We start from the raw sequence: 20,225 nt of genomic DNA on the forward strand, positions 1-20,225 counted from the left end.
ACTCACCGCCACGCCGCGACGGCCACCGCGGCCACCGCGTCCATGTCGATCACCGTGTCCGCCCGCCCGCTCGCCCAGACGACGCGCACCCGCCCGCCGTCCTCCACCTCGGCCCGTGCCCCGGCGGTGTCCGCCGACGGCGCCGCCGTGGACTCCTCGCTGTCCAGCGACGCCAGCGCGACGTACAGCCCGCCGCCCGCCTCGCCGTACAGCTGCGGCACCACTGCCCACCGCCCATAGGCCGTCCCCGCAGGGGCGATCTCGGTACGCGCCTCCGCCCAGCCGTGCAGCCCCAGCAGCCGCGACGCCAGCGGCGCCCCGTCCACCTCGGCCGACACCGCCACAGACCCGTCCGCCTGCTCCGTCACCAGTGACTCAGGATCCGCACCCGCCACCGCCCAGCCGGACAGCCGCACTGGCGCGCCGGGCGGCACGTTCCACAGCCGGTGCACGCGCACCTCCCACGGCCCGTCCACCGCCACCGCGCTGTCGATGCGCACCGACGGCAGCACCGGCCCGCCCGGCGCGTCCGGGCTCGCCTCGAACGGCGCGAAGTCCGCGAAGCGCGGCGCGTGCCAGGACGCGATCCAGTTGTCCCCGCCCCCCGCCCGGTGGATGCGGCGCCGTACGCTCCAGACCCCCCGGTAGCGCACCGAGACGTCGTTGTCGGGCGCGTTGTGCAGCGGCGTCGGCCCGGTCCGCGTCGAATACGCGAGCCGCGCGTACAGCGGATCGGGCGCCCCGGCGTCCGCCTGGTGCGGCTTGATGTGGTCGCTGCCGTGGTTGTGCACGCGGACGAGCCCGTCCCGCGCGGTGCGCTGCACGAGCAGCCCTGTGGGCAGGATGCTGCGCACGAAGTCCTCCCGCTCGTACGCCGGTGCCTCCTCCGTCGCCGTCCACAGGCCGTGGTCCGCCGGGAGCATCAGCGCCGCGAATCCCTTCGACGCCCAGTACGGCGAGCCCGGCCCCGAGTAGCGCTGCAGCGTCGGCTCGCTGTGCGGCCCGTGCCAGCCGAGGCTGAACACGCCGTCCGTCGTCGCGCCCCGGTCGAGGAAGTAGCGCAGGCAGGCGGACAGGACGCGCCGCGACTGCCCGTGCGTCAGCGGCGTGCGGCCGGTGACCTCGCCCATCGCGACGGCGGCCAGCGTGCCCGTGCGGTACGTCAGCGACCGGCCGTGGTGCAGCGGCGCGCCGTTGCGGTCGAACGTCGGCGCGTAGCTGCCGAGGAACTCCTCAAGCCGGTCCCCGAGCCGCCCCAGCAGCGCCTCGTCGCCCCGCAGCCGCGCGTGCAGCAGCGGGTAGAGGTGCAGCGCCCAGCCCACGTAGTGGTCGAACGCCTGCCCGTCGCCGTCCGAGTACCAGCCCTCGCCCCGGTACCACTGCTCGATCAGGCCGAGGCCGCGCGCGATGACGTACGCCGTCTCCGCGTCGCCGCGGCCCACGCCCTCCAGGAAGCTCGCGATGGTCAGCGGGAAGAGGTACCAGTTGTTGGACGACGGCTCGTGCCGCAGCGCGTGGCGCAGCCAGGCGTCGAGCCGGTCGCGCTCGCCGGGGGAGAGCCGCTCCCACGAGTCGGCCCTGGTGAGGTGCAGGCTGAGCGCCACGGAGGCCGCCTCGACGTGCGCCTGCCCGTGCCGCCCCACGTGCCCGATCACCGGCCAGGCGTCGGTGTCGTCCCGGCCCGGGTGGCGCGTGCCCGCGACGACGCCCTCCAGGTAGCGGTCCAGGTGGCCGTGCGGGTCGGCGCCGCCCTCGCCGACGTGCCGGAACGCGGCGAGCAGGAACGTCCTGGCGAACCCCTCCAGGCCGTCCGTCCGCACGCCCTGCTGCGACGCCGGGCCCGGCAGGTCGATGCGCGCGCCGCCGGGGGAGCGGTAGCGGGCGGCCGACAGCAGCAGGTCGTCGGCCACCGCGAGCCAGTGGGCGCGGGTCAGGCCGGTGTGCGGGCTCAGCGCGCGGTCCTCCGGGGGCGACGCGACCCGCGTGAGCGCGGCGGCGAAGCGGTCGGTGCCGGGCAGTTCGAGCGGGGTGGGGGTCATGCGGGGGATTCCTCCGGGGGATCGGTGAGCAGGGGCGCGGCCCAGGTGCGTACGTGGGTCAGCGCCTCGTCGAGGGTGGGCAGCTCCGGGTGCCACATCCGCTCCCATTCGAGGGACAGCGGGCCCGCGTAGCCGTCGGCGCGCAGTGCGGCGGCCAGGGCGTCCACCGGATAGCCGCCGGTGCCCAGCGGGACGGGCACAGGATCGGCGGGTGCGCGTACGTCCTTGATCTGCGCGTACGCCAGCCAGGGCCGCAGGAGGGCGAGGCTTTCGGCGGGTGTCTCGCCGTGCGTCCAGGTGTGCGCGGTGTCCCAGACGACGCCGCAGCCGTGGCCGGGTGCCTCGCGGTCGAGGAGGGTGAGGAAACGGGCGGTGCGGTCGGCGCGGGAGTGCGAGTCGTGGGTCTCGACGGCGATGGTGACGCCCGCCGCGGCGGCGTGCGGCGCGACGTGCGCGAGCCGGTCCAGCGCGCGCCGCTCGCCCTCGGTCGGCGCGGCGCCGCCCCGTTCGCCCGGATCGTTCATGCTGCTCGGATCGTTCATGAAGGCACGCACGGCCCGCGCGCCCGACGCCGCGGCGAGGTCCACATGGGCGAGCAGCGCGTCCCGCTGGTCGTCGCCCGGCCCGGCGGACGGCGCGCACAGCCGTACGTAGGTGTTCAGCGCGAGCACCGCGAGGCCGGCCGACTCCAGCCCGGCCCGCACCCGGGCCACCCGCGCGGCGGGCAGCCCGGTGTGCAGGAACTCGCCCTCGGCGGCCCGCAGTTCGACGTACGGGCAGCCGTGCCGCCGGGCGAGCGCGGCGACTTCGGCGGGCGGCGCGCCGGGGCAGCCGAGCGTCGCGAAGCCGAGCCGGTCGCGCGCCGCCCGCGGCGCGGGCAGCGGGCTCATCCCTTGAGCCCCGTGTTGGCCAGGCCCGCGATGAAGTACCGCTGGCCCAGGACGAACACCAGGATCATCGGCAGCGTCGCCACCGCCGACATCGCCATCAGGAACGGCCACTGGATGTCGCTGCTCTGCGCGAACGTCGCCAGGCCGAACTGGAGCGGACGCAGGTTCTCCGACGCGGTCGCCACCAGCGGCCACAGGAAGCCGTTCCACGCCGACTCCATGTTGAACAGCGCGATCGTCACCAGCGCGGGCTTCGCCAGCGGCATCATGATCCGCAGGAAGATGCCCAGCTCCGACACGCCGTCCACGCGCGCCGCGTCCGCCAGCTCGCCCGGCAGCGAGATGAAGAACTGCCGCGCCAGGAACACGTACATCGGCCCCGAGACGAACGGGACGATCAGCGCCGCCCATGTGTTGATCCAGCCGGTGCCGCCCGTGCCGAGGATGTCGTTGCCCCCGGCGAGCGGGATGTGCCGCACGACGTGGAACAGCGGCACGATCAGCACCTGGAACGGGACCGTCAGCAGCACGATGAAGTAGTTCAGGAACGTCCTGCTGCCCTTCACCGGCAGGTGCGCCAGCGCGTACCCGGCCGCCGTGGACAGGATCAGCACCGGGATCGTCTGCCCGACCACGACGATCAGGCTGTTGCGGAAGTACATGCCGAACGGCGCCGCGTCCAGGGCGTCCGTGTAGTTGCGCCACTGGATGCCGTCCGGCAGCCAGGAGAACGCCTCCACCTCGCCCATGGACTTGAACGACGTCAGCACCATCCACAGGAACGGCGCGACCATCAGCAGGCCGCCGACGCTCAGCACCACGTACAGCAGTGCCCGTCCGGCGCGGACGCTCGGCGGCCGGTACGAGACCGGCTTCGCGGGGGCCGCGGGGGCCCGGGTGGGTGTCGCCACGGTCCTACACCTCCTTCCGGTCGCGCTGGGTGAGGCGCCCGAGGTATACGAAGGCGCCGACGATCAGGAGCATCACCACGGTCTCGGCCGCCGCGTAGCCGGTGTCGAGCCGCTGGAACGCGTTCAGGAAGATGTCGAACGCCAGGACGTTGGTCGCGTTCGCCGGACCGCCGTTGGTGGTGACGAAGACGAGGTCGAACACCTGGAACGAGGACGCGATCGACGTCACCAGCACGAAGAAGTGCGCCGGGGCGAGGGCGGGCCAGGTCACGTTCCAGAAGACCTGCCAGCGGTTCGCGCCGTCCAGCCGCGCCGCCTCGACCAGCTCGGGCGACACGTTCTGCAGCGCCGCCAGGTACAGCACCATCTTCGCGCCGAGGCCCTGCCAGATGCCGATGGCCATCAGCGCGGGCAGCGCCGAGTCCGGGTCGGTCAGCCAGCCGGAGCGCGACAGGCCGAGGAAGGACAGCACCTCGTTGCCGAGACCGCTCGACGGGTTGTAGATCCACAGCCACACGGCGGCGACCGCGACCGTCGAGGTGACGACGGGGATGTAGAAGAGGGTGCGGAAGACGGCGCGGCCGCGGATGTTCTGGTTCAGCCCGATGGCGACCAGGATGGCGATGGCCATCGCGACGGGCACGACCGCGATCGTGTACACGATGGTGTGCCCGACCGCCTTGCGGAACAGCGGATCGTCCAGCAGCTCGGTGTAGTTGGACAGCCCGATCCACGAACCGCCGCCGATCACCCTGGTGTCGGTGAAGCTGAGCGCGACGACGGTCACGACGGGGATCGCGATGAAGACGAGGGAGTGGAGGAAGGCGGGCGCCAGCAGGAACCAGCCGGCTCGCGCCCTGGCCCTCTCCACCCCGCCGCGGCGGCGGCGCCGCCCGGCCGGTGAGGGTGCGTTGACGACAGACACGGGGGAAAGCTCCGAACCGGTGGTCATGTTCTGGTCCGAGACAGGTCGGCCAGCGAGGAGAGGGCGTCGTCCGGGGATGTCTGGCCGAGGAGCGCCTCGTCCAGGGCCCAGCCGCCCGCGGAGCGGAACTCCAGGAAGTTGGTCCCGCCGTATTCCATGATCGCGGTGTCCAGGTGGTCGACCGCGTACGTGCTCGCGGGGTTGCCGCGCACGAAGTCCGAGTCGGCGGCGGCCTTGTCCACCGGCACGCCGACGTCCATCACGGAGATGGCCTCCTGCGTCGCCGGATCCTGCATCGCGCGGATGAACCCGGCGGCGGCCTCCGGCAGTTCGGTCTGCGCGCCCATCGACGCGATCCGGCCGCCGGTGAACATCGACGGCTGCGCGTCCTGGAGGCTGAAGTACACGAGGTCGTCGCATTTGGCGGCGCCGATGCCGCCCTCGCCGTCCGAGCAGTCCACGTACGGGCTGGCGAAGCCCATGCCCGCCTGGCCCGCCGTCACGAGGGAGGTCTGCGCCGTGTTCTGGTAGCCGTACTGCGAGGAGCCGTCCGCGATCAGGTCGCGCATGGTGGTCAGGGCGCTGACGCCCTCGGGGCCGTCGAAGCGCGGTTCGGTGCCGTCGAAGAGCGTGCCGCCCGCCGCGCCGAGGAAGGCCACGAACTGCTGCCGGTAGCTGCTCGGTTTGGCCCAGAAGTCGAATCCGGCCTGGGTGATCTCGCCGTCCGCGTCGCGCTGCGTCAGCGCCTCGGCGTCGGCGACCAGTTCGCCGAAGTCCCGCGGCGGGCGGTCCGGGTCGAGCCCGGCCGCCTCGAACGCGCTCCTGCTGTAGGCCAGTACGCGCGGGTTGGCCACGATCGGGACCCCGTACAGCTCGCCGTCCTGGAGCATCGGCGGGATGAACGACGGGTAGACCCGTTCCTCCAGCTCCTCGGTGCTGAAGCCGTCGTCCTCCAGGCTGCCGATGGCGCCGAGTCCGGCGAGCGGCTGTATCCAGCCGACACCGGCGGAGATCACGTCGTACGTCGTGCCGGCGGCCAGCGAGGTGGCGATCTTGGCGTTGAGGTTGTCGTACGGGACGAAGTCCGCCTCGACCTTCACGTCGGGGTACGACTCGTGGAATATGTCCACGATGTCGTCGTAGACGGCCTGACCTTGATTGTTCGCCGGGAAGTTGGCCAGAAGAACACGGAGCGTGTTGGCGTCCCCGTGGTCGGCCGAGCAGCCGGTCAGCGTCGTGGTCACCGCCGCGAGGGTGGCGAGCACGGCGGCCAAAGCCCTGCCTGACATGCGGTTTCCACCTTCCCAGGGGTGGCGCCTGCCCCATAGCAAGCGCTTTCCGTGGAAGCTAGCACCACGGTTCCCGGGTTTACAAGGCTGTAGCAGTCTCGACTTTTCCAGGGAGGTTTCGATTACTGTGTGACACTCCAGACGGCGGGTGGAACGGCTGTTCCCCCGCCCCGCGGGCCGCCCGGCGGCGGTTTCCGGCCACTCCGGGACCCCTGCGGCGGACCGGCGTACACGCCAAGGGAGGCGAAGGGCGATGCGGGTCACCTCGGCGCTCACGACGGTGGGCAATGCCCTGATACTCCAGCTCACGTTCCTCGTCTGCGCGCTGCCGCTCGTCACGTACGCGCCTGCCGCCGTCGCCCTCCAGCGGCAGCTCGCCGAGCAGCGCGCCGGGCGGGTGACGGGCGTCGGCACCTACCTGCGGGAGTTCCGCGCCGCCTGCCGCGAGGCGTGGCCGCTCGGCGTGCTGGTCGCGGCGGCGTCGGCCGGCTTCCTGGCGGGCATCCCGTTCTGGTACGCGGCGGGCGGCTGGCCGGGGACGGCCGGGCTCGTCGTCCTCGTCGCGCTGCTCGGCCTCGGCACGGGCTGGTGGCTCGCCGTCCTCCAGGCGGCCGAGGAGCGGCGCGGCACGCACTGGCGCACCTGGCTCGCGCCCGCCGCCGCGCTGCTGGCGGCCCGGCCGCTGCACGCCGCGCTGGCGGTCGTGCAGTTCCTCACGTGGCTGGCGCTGATGGGCTTCGCGCCCGCGCTGGCGATCGTGGGAACGGGGCTCGTCCCCGCGCTGATCACCCGCTGGACCCTGACACCTGGCCGCCGCCACCCCCGCGAGCTGCACGCCGACTGAGCGGGACGGCTGCCACATTCGCCCGCGCGACCGGTCGGGAAGGACCGGCGAGGTTGCGTCCGGCGCGGACCTGGGGGAGTCCGTGCGGTGGGTCGTGCGGTCCCCTGGTGGTCGGCACCGACGGGCTTCGCGCCCTCGCTGGCGGTCGTGGGAACGTGGCTCGTCCCCGGGCTGATCACGTGCTGGCCCTTGCCTCCTGCCCGCCGCCACCCCCGTGAGCTGCTGTCCGGCTGCCGCGTTCGCCTGCGCGACCGGTCGGGAAGACCGGCGAGGTCACGTCCGGCGCGGGCCTGGGGGAGTCCGTACGGCCGGTCGTGCCGTCCCCTCGTGGCGGGCTTCGCGCCCGCGCTGGCGGTCGTGGGAGCGGGGTTCGTCCCGGCGCTGGACCCCGACCCTTGGCCGCCGCCGCCCCCGCGAGCTGCCGTCCGGCTGAGCGGGCCGCTCGTCCGCTGGGTGAGGGGCGGGGGCGTGCAGGCGGGCGCTATCGGGCACGCTGTGGCCTCTGAGACGGCAGTCGCGGGAGAACCTGCCGCGACTTCGCACGGGTGAAGACCCGTCCGGCGCGGCCTCGGGGGAGTCCCTACGGCCGGTCGGCTCCGGAGACCGCCTCGCCCAGGGGGTTGCCGCAGCGGCGGCGCGCGCCGTCCACCGCCACAGTGTCGTTCACACCAAACGCCGTCCTCGACGACCGGATCGCCCCGCGCCCGCCCGGGGACCGGCGGGCCCGTCCGCGTCAAACGCCCCCGCGCGCGGTGCTCGTCGTCCGAGGTCACCGACGCCCACGTGCCGCGCCGTCGGAGCCCGTGTACGCGCCGGGCTCACCGGCCGCCCCCCGGCCCCGCCACGGGCGGCCCGCCGCGGCCCGCCAGCGTCAGCGCCGACACCGCCGCCAGCAGCGGGAAGGCCGCGACCACGCCGAGCACCGCACCGAGGGAGACGTACGCGGCGAGCGCCCCCGCCGTCGCGCTGCCGATCCCGCCGCCGACGAAGAACGCGAGGTTCAGCAGCCCCAACGCCCCTCCCCGCTGCGCCGGTTCGACCCGCCCCGACAGCAGCGCCGTCCCGACGACCTGCGTGACGGCGAACGCCGCGAAGCCCAGCGACGCCCCGGCGACCGGCACCGCCGCCGCCGTCACCCACGACCCCGCGGCCGACACCGCCGCCATCGCCAGCGCCGTCCCGGCCAGCAGCGGCGCACCGCCCGCCGCCACCGGCAGCCGCCCCGCCAGCCGCGACAGCACCGCCCCCACGACCGCCCCCGGCAGCAGCCACGCCCCGACCGCCGTCACCCCCCAGCCGTGCTCCCGCACGAGGATCTGCGGCGTCACGTACATCGCCGCGAACAGCCCCGCGTACACGCACGCCCCCGTCGCCGCCACCCGCAGGAACAGCCGGTCCGCGACCAGCCACCCCGGTACGAACGCCCCCTCCGCCGTCCGCACCCGCCACGCCAGCAGCCCGCCCGCCCCCACGAACGCGGCGCCCAGCGCCACCCCGACCCTCGCCCCCAGCCCCAGCGCAGGCACCTGCACCAGCAGCAGGAACGACGCGGCGGCCACCGTCAGCAGCGCCGCCCCCGGCAGGTCCAGCCGGCGCCCCGACCCCCGCCGCGCCCCGGCGGCGCGCAGGCACAGCGGCACCGCGAGCAGCGACAGCGCGGGCAGCACCAGCGCCACGCGCCACGTCACCCACGCCGTGAGCACGCCGCCCGCGAGCGTCGCGCCCGCCGAGAAGACCGCCACCACCGCGCCGAACCCCGCGAGCACCCGGGCCCGTTCCTCCGGCGCGGCCGAGGCGCAGAGCGTCACCGCGCCGGACGTCATCGCGCCCGACCCCGCCGCCAGGACGAGCCGCCCGGCGACGAGCGTCCCGAGCCCGGGGGCCAGCAGGCACACCACCGCGCCCACGGCCAGGAGCGCGGAACCGGCGAGCAGCGACACCCGCAGCCCCCGTGCGTCGGCCAGGCGGCCGAAGAACGCGGTGCCGACGCCGAGCGCCAGCGCGTGCGCGGTGAGGACCCAGGCGACGGCGGACGGCGTGGCGTCCAGCGCCGCCGCCACGTCGGGCAGCGCGACGCCCGCCGCCGTGACGCCGAAGACGGCCGGTCCGAAGAGCGCGCCGTAGCGCGGTCCGGCGTTCACGCGGCGTCCCGCAGGGTGTGGCCGAGGCGGAAGACGTTCCCCGGGTCGTAGGCCGCCTTCAGCGCGCGCAGCCGGGCGAGGTCGGCGGGGGAGAAGCACTCCGGCGCGGCGTCGGCCGCGCCGGGCCCGGCGAGGAAGTTGGGGTAACGGCGGCCGGTGCCCCAGGGCGCCATGCCGTGCAGCACCGTGTCCGGCACCCCGGGCGGGGACAGCGTCGAGAGGGTGAACGCGCCGTCCCGCGCCGACAGCGTGTCGGGTACCGGCGCGGGGCGGGCCAGCGCGCCGCCCAGGTGGCGCAGTTCGACCATCGTGTCGGCGCACGGGCTGCCCGGACCGGCGAGGGACAGCAGCCGTTCGACGGCCTGCCCGTCCAGTGCGCGCAGCACGATGTTCCGCTCGTGGTACGGCAGCGGCTCGGTGGGGTCCTGGTGGATGTCCGCGACCGACGCGTACGGCATCCCGCGCACGCTGTCCGCCAGCGCGGGCCCGACGGCGCGCAGCGGGCGCACGAGCCGCTCGCCCTCCTCGTCGGGGCCGTCGAACGCGATCCGCAGGTGCGCGGTCAGGCGGCCCCGGAGGAACGCGGGCACCTCCGGCGCGTCGGGCAGCCGCAGCAGCGCGACCGACGACGTCATGGCGTCCGGCACGTCCGCCGTCCACCGCCGCCAGGCGTGCAGCAGCGGCGCGGCCAGCTCGCCGGGGAAGCGGATGCCGCCGCCGTACAGCCGCGCCACCGGGACGAGGCCGAACGTCAGCCGCGTCACGACGCCGAAGCCCGCCTTCCCACCGCCGCGCAGGCCCCGGAAGAGGTCCGCGTGCCGGTCGGGGGTGACGTCCCGCAGGGCCCCGTCCGCCGTGACGAGCTGGGCGCGGGTCACGTGGTCGGCCGCCCAGCCGTACGCGCGCCCGAGCGGCCCGAGCCCGCCGCCCAGCGTGTAGCCGACGACGCCGACCAGCGGCGATGACCCGTTGAGCGGCGCCAGCCCGTGCGGCGCGGCGGCGGCGACGACCTGCCCCCAGCGCGCACCGGCCCCCACCGTCGCCGTACGGGCGCCGGGGTCCACTGTCACGGCGTCCATCCGGCGCGTGCTGACGAGGACGCCGCCGTCGGCCGGGGCGGCGATGCCGTGGCCGGTCGCCTGGACGCCCACGGGGAGGCCGCGCCCGGCGGCGAACCGCACCGCCGCTTGCACGTCCGCCGCCGACTCCGCCCGCACCACGTACGCCGGGCGGTGCCTGGCCACCAGGTCGAAGCCCGCCAGTTCCGCCTCGAACCCCGCGTCGCCCGGCGCGAGGAGCGCGCTCAGGTGTGCCGTCATGGACCGTTCCCTCCTGCTGCCAGCGGTTACGGACAGCAGTGTCGGGCGCGGCGGCGGCCCGCCCCCATCCCGCGCGAACGGGGCGGCCCGGCTGGCGACTTCCCCTCATTTGAGGGGATGCCGGGCGCGGTCCGCCGCTATACCGGAGACAGAGGCCGCCGGGCGTGCGGCCGGACAGGGGGAACCATGGAACTGCTGGTGATACTCGGCATCGGGTTCGTCATCTGGGCGATCGCGAGCGGCGGGAGCGGCGGCGGGACGACCGGCGGCACGTACCGGCCGACCCGGCGGAGGACCAGGTACGACAGGCAGTTCGAGAAGCGGATGCGGCGCCGGAACGAGAAGACGCTCCGGGAGATCCGCAGGAACTCGCGCGGCTACGGGGGCGGCGCGGGCGGCTCCCCCGGCCGCGGTGACGGCGGCTGGGGCGGCGACGGCGGGGACGGCGGCGAGTGACCCCCGCGATCGGGGGGTTGGTCCGCACGCCCCGGCCTGCGACGATCGGCACGTGACCTCATCGACGGCCTCCCGGCGCGCGACCGGCCCCGCCCGCGTGATCGCCCGCGCCGCCAAGGCGCCCGACGCGCTCGGCATGTTCGCCGAGGCGTCGTCCGGGCTGCGCGCCCTGCTGCCGTACGACGCGTCCGTGTGGCGCGCCACCGACCCGCTCACCGGGCTGATGGCCGCGCCCGTCCGGGCCGAGAACCTCGACGAGGGCGGCTGCGCGGTCTACTGGGAGTGCGAGCTGTTCACCGAGAACGTCAACCTCTACCGCGACCTCGCCGAGGCGCCTGAGCCGGTCGCGAGCCTCCGCGAGGCCACCGGCGGCCTCCCGGCCCGCAGCACCCTGTACCAGCGGTTCATGCGCCCGCGCGGATTCGCGGACGAGCTGCGCGCCGTCCTGCGCGTCGGCGGACGGCCGTACGGGCACCTCAGCCTCTTCCGCGCGAAGGGCCGCCCGGCGTTCGACGAGGCGGAGACGCGCCTGGTCGCGGGCCTGGTCACCCCGCTCGCCCGCGTCCTGCGCTCCTTCGCCGAGCCCGCGTCCCACCCGCCGCCCGGCGCCCCGCACGGCCCGGGGCTGCTCCTCCTCGGCCCCGCGGGCGACCTGCTCTCGGCGAACGACGAGGCCCGCGCGTACCTGGACGACCTCCCCGCCGGGCCCGCCACGCCCACCGCCCTCGGCATCCGCCTCCCGGCCTGGGTACGGGCGACCGCCCTCAAGGCCCGCGCCGTCGCGGACGGCCACGACCGTGGCCCGGCGCGCGTCCGCGTCCGCACCCGTTCGGGCCGCTGGCTGGTGTGCCACGCCTCCTGCCTGCGCGGCGCCGACGGCGCCCCCGGCCCGTCCGCCGTGGTCCTCGAACCCGCCGCCACCTCGGAGATCGTCCCGCTCATCGTGGACGCCTACGAACTGACCGAGCGGGAGAGCCAGGTGACGCAGTGCATCGCGCGCGGACTGCCGACCGACAGGATCGCGCGGGAACTGCACCTGTCGCCGCACACCGTCCGCGACCACGTGAAGGCCGTGTTCGAGAAGGTCCGCGTCTCCAGCCGCGGCGAGCTGGTCGGCAAGCTCTTCACCGACCACTACGCCCCCTTCGCCGAAGCGGGGACCATCCGCCCGCGGCTCCCCTGACCCGCCGGGACCACCCGGCGGAACGGACGAACGCCCCCGGCGTGCTGCCGTGGGTGCGCCTGAACCAGCGGTGGAAACGCGCCTGGTCCGGGAAACCGGCCCAGGCCGCCCCGGAGCGGGCCGCGGGCGTGCCGGGCACCGGGCGCCATGCCGTACTCCTCGCGGAAGGCCCGGTACAGCGCGAACCGGCCGCACCCCGCGACCGGTTCGCGGACCCGCCGTCGCGCGCACCGACGGACCGGTGACCCCGGCGGCACCGAAGGTTGACCGGTTCCGGCCCCCGGATTCAGCCCTTGTGCGCGGAATTGGGGGAGACGCGCTGTCCGGAACCGCCACTTCGACCGGCGAGAACGCGCCTCCCGCGGGCCGGAGGGAAGACGGCGAAAGCCGGGGAGAAAGCCGGAAGGAAAGCCGGGGAAAGCCGGAAGAAAGAGGAACGGGCGATCCGCTGCCCGGCGGAATGGAAGAACGGGAGTTCAGCCCGCACTTCGCGGTGCCTTCCGGCGGGGGGAACGGAACGCCGCCGAGCCCTCGGTGGAGCGCTCGGGATGATCGCGCGCCATCGCCACACCTCACGACAAAACGCCCGGCGGACACCGCGGGCGCGCCCTCGGTGCGCCGGGCATCCGGCTCGAATCTCGCGCAGGTCCGGTTGAAGTGGCCAAATCATGGCTCTAAAGTGGGCGACGTTCTCGGACGGACATGCAGAGACGTGTCCGTCCCTGTCTGCCTGTTTGAACAACCCCGGCGTCCGACTGAAGAATGGAGTATTCCCGGTGGCGAGGGTCGTGGTGGTGAGCGGAGGCGGAACGGGAATTGGCCGTGCCGTGGCCGAGAGGTTCGCCGCGGAGGGCGATGAAATTTTCGTCCTGGGCCGGCGGGCCGAACCCCTGGAGCGGCTCGCGGCGGCGCACCCGGAGGGCGCCGTCCACCCTGTCGCCGTGGACCTGACGGACACCGACCAGGTGATCGAGGCCGGGAAACGGCTCGGGGACCGGACCGTGGACGTCCTGGTCAACAACGCGGGCGGGATCGTCCGGGAGGAGGAGCCGGGCCTGGCCGGCGCCTTCGACACCTTCCGCCGCACCCTGGAGCGGAACCTGCTGTCGGCGATGATGCTGACCGAGGCCCTGTGGCCCGCCGTGCGCCGCCCCGGCGGGCGGGTGGTCAACATCGGCTCGATCGCCGGTCAGCGGGGCGGCGGCGACGCCTACGCCGCCGCCAAGGCCGGGATCATGGCCTTCGGGTACGACCTCGCCGCCCGCGGCGGCGGTGACGGCATCACCGTCAACACGGTCTCGCCCGGCTATGTGCAGGACACCGAGTTCTTCAACGCCGAGGGGCGCTCGGCGCGGCACGACAGGCTGGTCGCCCAGACCCTGGTGGGCCGGGCGGGCACCCCCGCGGACATCGCGTCCGCCGTCCACTTCCTCGCCTCCGACGAGGCGTCCTGGATCACCGGTCAGGTGCTCGGGGTAAACGGCGGCGCCCTCCTGGGGCGTTGAGATGACACCCTCGGCGTCACATTCCGGCAATGCCGCGCAACGTATTCTCTACTTATTCCCCGACCGCGGTTCCCGGGCCGCCGGCGAATGGGAACGAGCCTCTTTCTGGCCGGTCTACCGCAAAGCGGCCGAGGATGTCGGCCTCGATTTCGGCGTCGCCAATCCGGAGCACATTGTCCTGAGCGGACGGGACGCGTACTGGAATGACGAGCCACTTCTTCCCGAACGCGACGTACTCGTCTACGACATACGCCCGGAGCCGGCCCTCGACGTCGATCTGTGGACGAGCCTCACGCTGGTCCGCGCGTTACGCGAAATCGGATTCTTCACGCCCATCCCCTTGTCGGCCGCCCTGCTGTTCAACGACAAGTTCGCGACCGCGGAGGCTCTCGCCGACTCCCCGGTCCCCCTCATCCCCTCCGTGCGCGTCACCACCGGACGCGACCTGGCGCGGCTGGACTACCAGCGGCTCGTCCCCGACGCCTGGTTCCCGGTCTTCGTCAAGCCCGCCTCGTGGGGGCGCGGCCTCGGCTGCGTCCGCTGCCCCGACCGGGCCACCCTGGACGCCGTGCTGGGGCTGGCCTCCGGCAGCGGCGCGGCCATGGTCGTGCAGCCCTCGCTGGGCGAGCGGCTGACCGACCTGCGGGTGGTCGCCGTCGAGGGCGAGATCGTCGCGATGTACGACCGGACCGGCAGCGGCGACTCCCACGTCGCCAACGTCTCCCGGGGCGGTTCCGTACGGGAGCGCACCGATGTCGCGCCCGAGGTGCGCGCGCTCCTCGCACTGGTCCACCGGCGGTTCGACCTGCCCTACGTGTGCGTGGACCTGCTCCGCACCCCCGACGGACGGCTGTGGCTGTCCGAACTGGAGCTGGACGGCGCGGTCTCCGCGCTCTTCGGCTCCCCCGAGGCCGTGCGGCGGGTGGTCGGCGGGCGCTTCCTCGCCTACGCCGCCCGCCTGGCCGGCCACCTCGGCGCTCCCGGTGGACGCGCGACAGAACGCCTGGAACGCGCGGAACACGCGACAGAACAGCGGCCGTCGACCTCTGCAGGAAGGCACGAGCGATGAGCACGACGATCGGTTCCGCCGACACCGCCGCGCGACTGGGCGTCCACGGTGGCGAGTACGGCGACGGGCCAGGTGCGGCGGACCGCGAGGCGCCCTGGGACCACGCCCGCCTGCGGGAGCTCACCGAGGAACGGGCCAGGTCCGCCGGCGGGGTGTTCGTGGCCAGCGGCGGGACCAGCGGCACGCCCAAACTGACCGTCATGGCACCCGACCTGGGCGTGCCCGGGGTCGTGGCGCACTGGCGGCCGCTGGGCCCGGGTGACGTCCTGCTCAACCTGTTCTCGACAGGCAGGATGTGGGGCGCCCACTACTTCTACAACGCGCTCGCCACCGCCTGCCACGGCACCGTGGCGCCCATGGGGGCGCTGCACCCCGAGGAGTTCGGGCAGTGGGTGGACATCATCCGCGACATGCGGGTGAACGCGCTGGCCGGTGCCCCCAACGTGCTGGCCCGCTTCGCCGGGGCCGCGCTCGCCGCCGGGGTGGAACTGCCGGTGCGCGCCGTGCTCTGGGCCGGCGAGCCGATGACCAGGGCCAGGGCCGCCACCCTCGGCGCGGCCTTCCCCGAGGCGGGGCTGTGGGGCAACTACGGCTCCATCGAGACGTTCGTCATCGGGACCAGCCGCCCCGGCTGCCGACTGGGCACGCTGCACCTGCTCCCCGGCCAGCTGCTGGAACTGGAGGACGACGGCGCGCTGCTCACCCGGGTCGGCGACGGCTGGCCCGCCCCGGCCCGGCGGTTCCGGCTCGGCGACCGGCTGCGCGCGGCGGCGTGCCCCTGCGGGACGGACGACGCCTTCGAGGTGGTGGGCCGCGCCGACGACAACGTCAAGCTGTGCGGCGGCATGGTGTCCCTCGGCGAGGTGCACGAGCGCGCCGGCCGCGTGGACGGCGTGGACGACACCCAGCTGGTCTGCTACCACGATCCCGAAGTGCCTTCGGCGGTGCTGGCGATGCGGCTGCGCTACACCGGCCGGCACCGGGATGCCGCCGCGCTCCGCGCCGTTCTGGTGGGCGCCATGGAGGACCTGGAGCTGTGCGACCGGCACACGCCCGAGGCGTTCACCGTCGAGCACGTCGCCGAGGTGGAGCGGAGCCCGCGTACCCACAAGGTGCTGCCCGTGGTGTGGCGTCCGGCCGGGGACCTGGCCGGTGTGGCCGGAGGCGTGGCGTGAGCGCCGCGCCGGTCCCCGGGGTCCTGGAGAACGCGCCGACCCGCGCGTTCCTCGCGGGCCGGGCCGACGGGTCGATTCCGCCGCTCGACCCGCGACTGCCCGGCTACGGCCGCTTCCGCTCCTGGTTCACCCGGCCGCTGCTCTCGCGCCCCGCGATCCTCGACGCGGCGCAGACCTCCACCCTGGACCACGACCTGCCGCTGCTGCTGCGGACGCTCCAGGCGCTCCCCGACAGGCTCTTCGGCGGGGACCAGGAGCGTTTCGCCAGGGCGCTGGGCTGGCGGGGACCCGGGGTGGCGGCCGGGCTGCGGCTGCTGTCCGGGCCGCCGGTGCCGCTCGGCCGCGCCGATCTGGTGCACACCGCGGACGGCTTCCGGCTGGTGGAGTTCAACACGTCGAGTTCACTGGGCTCGCTGGAGTTCGGCGAGCTGTGCCGCGCGGCGCTGGCCGACCCGGCGTTCGGTGGCTTCGCCGCGGAGCACCGGCTCACGTACCTGGACCCGATGGCGCTCATGGCGGACACGCTGCTGCGGTACTCCGGCTGGGACGCGCCCGGCCGGCCGGTGATCGCCCTGGTGGACTGGGTCACCTCACCGGTCGCGGTGAACGCCTCGCTCTTCGTGGACCTGCTGGCCGAGCTGGGTTTCCGGATCGTGGCCTGCACCGTGAAGGACCTGGAGTTCGGCCCCGGGGGGCTGTTCGCGCACGGCGAGCGGATCGACGTGGTGTACCGGACGTTCCTGTTCAAGACCGTCGCCGAGGACCCGGCGGCCGGCGAGCTGCTCGAACCGCTCGCCCGAGCGGTGCGGCACGGGGCGGCCCGGGTGTTCTCCCCGCTCAACGCCGACCTGTCCGGCTCCAAGCTCTGCATGGCGATGCTCAGCGACCCGGGGGAGTCCGACGCGCTGACCGCCGAGGAGCGCGAGACCGTGGACCGGGTCCTGCCGTGGACCCGGTCGATGCGGAACGCCGACGCGGCGCCCGCGCCGGGCGGCGGCACGCTCGCCGGACTCGTCCGCGCCGAGCGCGAGCGGCTGGTGCTCAAGCCGAGCATCGGCCACGCGGGCCGGGGCGTCGTCGCCGGCTGGCTGACCGAGCCGGACGCCTGGGCGGAGCTGGTGCGCACGGCCTGCGCGGGGGACGCGGGGGAGTACGTGGTGCAGCGCCGGGCGGTCTCGGTCGCCGAGCGCTTCGACCCCCCGGACACCCCGGACACCCCGGATACAGGAGGACCGCCCACGGCGACCTGCCTCCTGCACTGGGGCCTGTTCGTCACCGGCGCGGGCCTGAGCGGCGGCTTCGTCAAGGGGCTTCTCGACCACGAGCAGGACATCCGCTATCTGGGCGATGGCTCGCACGTGGGCTGCGTCTTCCACTCCGCCGCCTGACCGGCGCGCCGACCCGGAGGGACCGCCAGGTGATCATCAACTCCAAGGAACGACTCGAAGCCGTGCTCGAAGCCGAACTCCAGTTCGGCAAGCTGTGCGGTGAGCTGCCCCCGGAGGACTTCTACCGGGAGAAGATCGCCCAGTCCTGGGCGCGGGCCGGAAGGTCCGCCGCCTACCGCGGCCTCGGCGCGTTCGACTGGTCCGCGTTCCAGGCCCTGCCCGTCACCCCCAAGGAGCGGCTGAAGGCCGACCCCTGGAGCTTCGTCGCGACCACCCTCCAGGCCAGCGCGAAGTACTACGAGACCACCGGCACCACGGGCACCGCGACCCCCACCCCGCGGCTGGCCGAGGACATCCTGTGGAACGCGGTCTCCGTCGCGTACGCCTGGCGCGAGCCGCTCGGCCCGGAGCCCAGGGTGCTGAGCCTGCTGCCCTCGGACATCGTCCCGGTCGGCGACCTGGTCGCCTCCGTCTGCGAGTACCTGGGCGTGCCGCACACCAGGGCCTACCCGTTCGCCACCGGCATCAGCGACTGGGACCGCCTCGTCGGGCTGCTCACCGCGCTGCGCCCCACCACGCTCTTCGTGGCGCCGGGCGTGGCCCTCCAGACGACCCGCCTGCTCGCGCAGCGCGGCCTGCTGGAGGAGGCAGGCGCCTCGGTGCGCACCCTGATGCTGCTGGGCGAGGTCAGCGTGCCCGCCATGCGGGAACGCCTGGGGCACCGGTGGGGCGCCAAGGCCCTGGACGCCAGCTACGGGAGCACCGAGACCGGGACGCTGGCCGCCGCCTGCCCGGCCGACGGGATGCACCTGCTGGCCGGCGCCGTCTACGCCGAACTGGCCGACGCCGACGGTCGGGTGACCCCGCTGCGCCCCGGCGCCGCGGGCCGCCTGGTGGTGACGCCGCTCAACCTGCACGCCCGCCCCCTGCTGCGCTACGACACCGGCGACGAGGTGGTGGTCGGCGAGGGCTGCGCCTGCGGGCTGGGCACGCCGACACTCACCGTGGCCGGCCGGGCCACCGACGGGCTGCGGATCGGCGACGGGACGCTCACGCCCCGGCTGGTGGAGGAGATCGTCTACGGCGAGAGCACCGCCACCGGCTACGTGCTGGAGGTGGACCGGGCGGCCGGCCGCCTGCGCGTGCTGCTGGAGCGCGAGGTCGGCGCCGAGCGGGACGCCGAGGAACGGGTGTCCGCCGCCGTCGCCGCCGCCTTCGCCCGTCGCGCCGGCATCGACGCCACGCGGGTGCTCTTCGTCAACACCCTGCCGCAGGGCACCAAGAGCGGCGGGGCGCACAAGAGCTGGAAGCGCTCCAACATCCGCTTCGTGGAGGACCGGTGACCGCCCCCGCGCGGACCGCTCCCGGCACCGCGGTGCCCGTCCTGGCCGCCCCCGACCTGTGGTGCACCTACGCCGCCGTCAGGACCCTGGCCTGGCTGGGCCGCGCCGGACGGACCCCGCACCGCGCGGCGACCGCCGCGTACGTGCGCGGACGGCGCAACGCCGACGGCGGCTTCGCCTGGAGCCGCGGCATGCCCTCCGACGCGTGGGCCACGTTCTACTGCGCGGCCACCCTGGCCGACCTCGCCGAGCCGCTGCCCGAGCCGGAGCGCACCGCCGCCTGGGTGCGGAGCACTTGGTCGGGCGAGGCGTACGCGATGACCCCGGGGCAGCGGCCCGACGTCTGGGCCACGCACTTCGCCGCCCGCACCGCCGTGGAACTGTGCGGCGAGGACGTGCCCGACCGCGCCCGGCTGCTGGCCTGGCTCCGGCGGCTCCAGACCCCGGCCGGCGGCCTGAGCTGGTCCCCCGGGCACGCCGACGCCGGGGACGCCGACGTGCGCGCCTGCTTCTACGGAGTGGCGGTCTGGCGCGCCCTGGACTCCCTGGAACGCGCGGCCCCGCCGTGGGACGTGCCCGCCCTGACCGGGTGGCTGCGCGAACGGCAGGGCCCCGAAGGCGGGTTCACCTTCGGCCCAGGCGCCACCGTGCCCTGCCTGTGGGCCACCTACCGGGCCACCGGCGCGCTGGACGCGCTCGGCGGGCGGCCGGCCGCCCCGTTCGTCCCGTGGGTGCTCGGGCAGCGGCTCGACGACGGCGCGTTCACCCGGTGGCCCGGGTACCCGGTCGCCGACGTGTGGGCCTCGTTCAGCGCGGTCGGCGCGCTGCGCACCGAGGGGGAGGTGCCCGCCGGGACCGCCGAGGCCGTCGAGCGGCGGCTGGCCCGGTTCGCCTGCCCCGGAGGGGGCTTCACCTACCGCGAGCCGACCGCGGCGGCCGACGCGCTGACCACGGCCGCCGCCGCACTCTCCGCCGACCCGGACGACCCCCGCCTCCCGGAGCTGCGCGGGTGGCTGGAGGGCTGCCGGCTGCCCAACGAGGACGGCGTGATGTACATGCCGGGCCGGGGCGCGGAGGTCCGCTGCACGCTGTGGGCCCTCGCCGCCGGGGCCTTCCGCGACGACCCGGCCGCCACCGCGGCGATCGGCGCCTGGCTGACCCGGTTGCAGAACCCGGACGGCGGCTTCGGCTACTGGCACGGGCGCGGCTCCGACCTGGTCTCGACCGCCTCGGCCGTGGAGATCGGCCGCCTGGTCGGCCGGACCGGTCCACCCCTGGACCTGCGGGCACTGGGCGCGTTCGTCGACAGCTGCGACCGCGCCCAGGACGGGCAGGAGGGGCAGGAGGGACACGGCAACGTCCCCGGCGGCCCGGCCACCCTGCGCTCCGGCCTCCAGGCCGCCCGCGTCCTCGCGTTCCTCGGCCGCGCCGACCGCGCCGCCGCCGCCCGCGCCCTGGACCGCCACCGGGTGCGCGGCGGCGGCTGGGCCAACCAGGGCAACCGCCTGCCCGACCTGCTGTCCACCTACGAGGCGGTGGCCACCGCCGACCGCCTCGGCATCGCGGTGGACCCCGGCCACGTCCGCGCGTTCCTCGACCGCACCGGAGAGCGACAGGGCGTCCGCTGGTCGCCGTTGGCCCCCGCCACCGACGACCCGCTGGCCCTGTGCCTGCACCGCCTGCTGCGCCGGCGCCTCGCCGACCCGGCCGCCACCCCGCCCGCCCTGAGCCTGTCCTGAGAGCGCCCC

16 protein-coding genes are annotated in these 20,225 nt (G+C 75.0%); 9 read left to right on the forward strand and 7 right to left on the reverse strand.

Annotated elements, in window-relative coordinates:
* Positions 1–2: 2 nt before the first annotated feature.
* Genes ACIBPC_RS03565 through ACIBPC_RS03585 form a run of 5 tightly spaced genes read right to left on the reverse strand, consistent with a single transcriptional unit; the run spans position 3 to position 6,054 of the window.
* Positions 3–2,039, reverse strand: coding sequence for a DUF2264 domain-containing protein (locus ACIBPC_RS03565; RefSeq protein WP_398840982.1), 2,037 nt, complete (start codon positions 2,037–2,039; stop codon positions 3–5).
* On the reverse strand, positions 2,036–2,929 hold the full coding sequence (locus ACIBPC_RS03570; protein WP_398840984.1) for a sugar phosphate isomerase/epimerase family protein: 894 nt from the start codon (positions 2,927–2,929) through the stop codon (positions 2,036–2,038). The genes ACIBPC_RS03565 and ACIBPC_RS03570 overlap by 4 nt, the downstream gene beginning before the upstream one ends.
* On the reverse strand, positions 2,926–3,840 hold the full coding sequence (locus ACIBPC_RS03575) for a carbohydrate ABC transporter permease (RefSeq protein ID WP_398840985.1): 915 nt from the start codon (positions 3,838–3,840) through the stop codon (positions 2,926–2,928). The genes ACIBPC_RS03570 and ACIBPC_RS03575 overlap by 4 nt, the downstream gene beginning before the upstream one ends.
* Positions 3,841–3,844: 4 nt before the next feature.
* The gene (locus ACIBPC_RS03580; RefSeq protein WP_362956050.1) at positions 3,845–4,765 is read right to left on the reverse strand and encodes a sugar ABC transporter permease; all 921 of its coding nucleotides are present in this window, start codon (positions 4,763–4,765) and stop codon (positions 3,845–3,847) included.
* A gap of 23 nt (positions 4,766–4,788) precedes the next feature.
* Positions 4,789–6,054 (reverse strand): extracellular solute-binding protein, encoded by a 1,266-nt coding sequence (locus ACIBPC_RS03585; RefSeq protein WP_398840987.1) that lies wholly within the window; start codon positions 6,052–6,054, stop codon positions 4,789–4,791.
* Between the two features lie 253 nt (positions 6,055–6,307).
* Here ACIBPC_RS03585 and ACIBPC_RS03590 point away from each other — a divergent pair, with 253 nt between their 5' ends.
* On the forward strand, positions 6,308–6,898 hold the full coding sequence (locus ACIBPC_RS03590) for a hypothetical protein (RefSeq protein ID WP_398840989.1): 591 nt from the start codon (positions 6,308–6,310) through the stop codon (positions 6,896–6,898).
* An 818-nt stretch (positions 6,899–7,716) separates the two neighbouring features.
* Here the strand turns inward: ACIBPC_RS03590 and ACIBPC_RS03595 are convergent.
* The gene (locus tag ACIBPC_RS03595) at positions 7,717–9,039 is read right to left on the reverse strand and encodes an MFS transporter (RefSeq protein WP_398840990.1); all 1,323 of its coding nucleotides are present in this window, start codon (positions 9,037–9,039) and stop codon (positions 7,717–7,719) included.
* On the reverse strand, positions 9,036–10,358 hold the full coding sequence (locus ACIBPC_RS03600; RefSeq protein WP_398840991.1) for an FAD-binding oxidoreductase: 1,323 nt from the start codon (positions 10,356–10,358) through the stop codon (positions 9,036–9,038). The genes ACIBPC_RS03595 and ACIBPC_RS03600 overlap by 4 nt, the downstream gene beginning before the upstream one ends.
* Positions 10,359–10,544: 186 nt before the next feature.
* Here ACIBPC_RS03600 and ACIBPC_RS03605 point away from each other — a divergent pair, with 186 nt between their 5' ends.
* The 8 genes from ACIBPC_RS03605 to ACIBPC_RS03640 all read left to right on the forward strand — a co-directional run bounded on the left by ACIBPC_RS03605 (position 10,545) and on the right by ACIBPC_RS03640 (position 20,216).
* Complete coding sequence (locus ACIBPC_RS03605; protein ID WP_398840993.1) at positions 10,545–10,814, forward strand: hypothetical protein; 270 nt, start codon at positions 10,545–10,547, stop codon at positions 10,812–10,814.
* A 52-nt stretch (positions 10,815–10,866) separates the two neighbouring features.
* A complete protein-coding gene (locus tag ACIBPC_RS03610) occupies positions 10,867–11,997 on the forward strand; it encodes a LuxR C-terminal-related transcriptional regulator (RefSeq protein ID WP_398840995.1) in 1,131 nt (376 codons plus the stop codon).
* Positions 11,998–12,791: 794 nt separating this feature from the next.
* Positions 12,792–13,502 carry an SDR family NAD(P)-dependent oxidoreductase gene (locus tag ACIBPC_RS03615; protein ID WP_398841761.1) on the forward strand — a complete coding sequence of 237 codons (711 nt, stop codon included), beginning with the start codon at positions 12,792–12,794 and terminating at the stop codon, positions 13,500–13,502.
* Between the two features lie 340 nt (positions 13,503–13,842).
* Entirely contained in the window at positions 13,843–14,571 is a 729-nt protein-coding gene (locus ACIBPC_RS03620) for a RimK family alpha-L-glutamate ligase (RefSeq protein WP_398840997.1), read from the forward strand.
* Positions 14,568–15,746: an AMP-binding protein gene (locus tag ACIBPC_RS03625; RefSeq protein WP_398840998.1), complete on the forward strand. Its 1,179-nt coding sequence runs from the start codon at positions 14,568–14,570 to the stop codon at positions 15,744–15,746. Before ACIBPC_RS03620 ends, ACIBPC_RS03625 begins: the two co-directional genes overlap by 4 nt.
* A complete protein-coding gene (locus ACIBPC_RS03630; RefSeq protein ID WP_398841000.1) occupies positions 15,743–17,134 on the forward strand; it encodes a hypothetical protein in 1,392 nt (463 codons plus the stop codon). The genes ACIBPC_RS03625 and ACIBPC_RS03630 overlap by 4 nt, the downstream gene beginning before the upstream one ends.
* A gap of 29 nt (positions 17,135–17,163) precedes the next feature.
* Entirely contained in the window at positions 17,164–18,477 is a 1,314-nt protein-coding gene (locus ACIBPC_RS03635) for an AMP-binding protein (RefSeq protein WP_362956079.1), read from the forward strand.
* Complete coding sequence (locus ACIBPC_RS03640; RefSeq protein ID WP_398841002.1) at positions 18,474–20,216, forward strand: prenyltransferase/squalene oxidase repeat-containing protein; 1,743 nt, start codon at positions 18,474–18,476, stop codon at positions 20,214–20,216. Before ACIBPC_RS03635 ends, ACIBPC_RS03640 begins: the two co-directional genes overlap by 4 nt.
* Positions 20,217–20,225: the final 9 nt, after the last annotated feature.

It is taken from the genome of Streptomyces sp. NPDC049879, assembly GCF_044461265.1.
Lineage (GTDB): Bacteria > Actinomycetota > Actinomycetes > Streptomycetales > Streptomycetaceae > Streptomyces.

Coding starts and splice junctions, on each gene's coding strand:
- ACIBPC_RS03565 (WP_398840982.1), bottom strand. CDS start 2,039: ATGACCCCCACCCCGCTCGAACTGCCCGGCACCGACCGCTTCGCCGCC.
- ACIBPC_RS03570 (WP_398840984.1), bottom strand. CDS start 2,929: ATGAGCCCGCTGCCCGCGCCGCGGGCGGCGCGCGACCGGCTCGGCTTC.
- ACIBPC_RS03585 (WP_398840987.1), bottom strand. CDS start 6,054: ATGTCAGGCAGGGCTTTGGCCGCCGTGCTCGCCACCCTCGCGGCGGTG.
- ACIBPC_RS03590 (WP_398840989.1), top strand. CDS start 6,308: ATGCGGGTCACCTCGGCGCTCACGACGGTGGGCAATGCCCTGATACTC.
- ACIBPC_RS03600 (WP_398840991.1), bottom strand. CDS start 10,358: ATGACGGCACACCTGAGCGCGCTCCTCGCGCCGGGCGACGCGGGGTTC.
- ACIBPC_RS03605 (WP_398840993.1), top strand. CDS start 10,545: ATGGAACTGCTGGTGATACTCGGCATCGGGTTCGTCATCTGGGCGATC.
- ACIBPC_RS03625 (WP_398840998.1), top strand. CDS start 14,568: ATGAGCACGACGATCGGTTCCGCCGACACCGCCGCGCGACTGGGCGTC.